The sequence below is a fragment of the Moorena sp. SIO4A1 genome (assembly GCF_010672065.1).
In the GTDB taxonomy this organism is placed as follows: Bacteria; Cyanobacteriota; Cyanobacteriia; order Cyanobacteriales; family Coleofasciculaceae; genus Moorena.
On record NZ_JAAHHX010000462.1, the window covers coordinates 1 to 1,837 of the forward strand.

A 1,837-nucleotide genomic window follows, 5' to 3' on the forward strand; every position below is an offset into this window, starting at 1 on the left:
GGGTCAGGCATAGCACAAGTTGTGAAGAGTACAATAGGGTAAGCTGAGCATCGAGTAGGTAAGCAGTTCATCCTTCTATTTTACCATTATCAGCAGCTGCTCAAGTATTTCTGCCGCGCTGCACTAGTTCTCCCCAGGCGGCTTCAGATATTACACGATTGAGTGCTCTTTTGGCAGATTGTCCGTTGCCATCATATCCACCATCCTGATTGGGCTTGGGTTTGCAACGAGACTTCATACCCTTAATGTTGAGATCTTCAAAAACCAGGGCATCTGTACCATCGGTCAATTTTTTAGCCACTTCCCAATGGTACGCAGAACGCTTGTTGGCTAATCGTTCGTGTAACGACGCAACCTTACTAAAAGATTCTTTGCGGTTATTTGAGCCTTTCTGCTTCCGACTCGCAACTCTTTGTCTTAGTTTCAAGCGCCTTTTTTGACGCTTGAACTTAAGAGTGTTAGATGGGTTTGCAATAGTTTCGCCATCAGAAGTACTGACAAGTTTATTGATACCTAAATCGCATCCTTTGACACAATTTGGGTTGATTTCATCAGTAGTTTTCACCGGAGGTAACGGAACTGATTTGTCCTCGATCTGAATACTGACAAACCAACCCCGTGACTTTCGACGCACGGTCACAGATTTCATCGTGAAACCTGTTGGGATAGGACGAGAATTATAAAATCTCATCCATCCTATTCCGGGCAAGTAAATTCGATTGCCGTCAAGTTTTACTTGACCTGGTGAGTACTTGAAGCTCCGGTAACGAGAAGGTCTTTTCGGTTTGGGATACCCTGCTTCACCTTTAAAGAATTTTGAGAAGGCGGTATCCAACTGTCTGAGCATTTGTTGCAGGACAGTTGAGTGTATTTTTTTGTACCAAGGGCGTTCTTTTTTTAAACTCGGAAGAGTAGAACTTTGAACCTCATAAACACTACGTCTAGGATTTTTCTGGCTTTTCTTCCAAGGATAACCAACAGAGGTTGACTTATTGACCGAGCAAGTCAACGGACACGCCTCTCCACGAGTCCTCAAGTCGCAGTAATTCCCCATTTTAGGTGACTTAACCTGCTCATAGGAATCATTCCTATCCCTTAACAGATAGTTGTACTGCGCTTTGAGCATATCCAGCCACCGATTCATGACAGTCATCTGCTGAGAACTTGGAATGAGCTTGTAGACGTATCCGTATTGCATGGTATCGACCTCTTTATCCGTGCTATCTTAATTATAGATTATAGAATCGTAAAGTGATCAGGAAATGGCTAAAACAGAAACAAAAAAAATGGGAAGACCCTGTATTCACGGGGAACCCAAAGGAGCACATACCATTAGAGTGACGGATACAGCATGGAACGGACTGAAGCGATTAGCTTCCGTTGCCGGTGTAAGTCTGTCCGAATATTTGGAAGCGTTGGGAAAAGCCGGTGTATTGCCTAGTTAACAGATTGTGGCTTACGCCACTTGAGAGGGGAAATTCATCCCCGACCTAAGAGGACTGGGTATTCTTTCCCCTCTCAAACTCTCCTATTTTCGATAAAATATAGGGAGTTGCATAGGATGCGTTAGGGGGTCTCGCCGTCATTTTCAACCTCGAGCGCCAGGGTTGGGAAAGGCTGCCCCGTAACGCACCACTGGGTCAAACAGCAAAATTTCAAAAGCGATGCAGCGCCGCCAAAGGGGGTTTCCCCCACTCGCTATTGCATCAAGAAAAAATCATAACGGAGGGTGAACGGTGGGATTTCTGAGTATTCTACCAATCAGCAATGCCCACTTGCTAGAATTGACTGGAGACAATTCTGTCCATTAACTTTATTAACAATTAGATAAAAATGA

At 44.4% G+C, this 1,837-nt stretch carries 2 protein-coding genes; one reads left to right on the forward strand and one right to left on the reverse strand.

Annotated elements, in window-relative coordinates; translation table 11 throughout:
• Window positions 1–100 precede the first annotated feature (100 nt).
• A complete protein-coding gene (locus F6K53_RS39480; protein WP_293058115.1) occupies window positions 101–1,198 on the reverse strand; it encodes a transposase in 1,098 nt (365 codons plus the stop codon).
• 88 nt (window positions 1,199–1,286) lie between these two features.
• Here F6K53_RS39480 and F6K53_RS39485 point away from each other — a divergent pair, with 88 nt between their 5' ends.
• Window positions 1,287–1,445: a hypothetical protein gene (locus F6K53_RS39485; RefSeq protein ID WP_229415370.1), complete on the forward strand. Its 159-nt coding sequence runs from the start codon at window positions 1,287–1,289 to the stop codon at window positions 1,443–1,445.
• The last annotated feature ends 392 nt before the right edge of the window (window positions 1,446–1,837 follow it).

What these genes read in the sequence shown, in the direction of transcription:
- F6K53_RS39485 (WP_229415370.1), top strand. Translation starts at nt 1,287, where the DNA reads ATGGGAAGACCCTGTATTCACGGGGAACCCAAAGGAGCACATACCATT.
- F6K53_RS39480 (WP_293058115.1), bottom strand. Translation starts at nt 1,198, where the DNA reads ATGCAATACGGATACGTCTACAAGCTCATTCCAAGTTCTCAGCAGATG.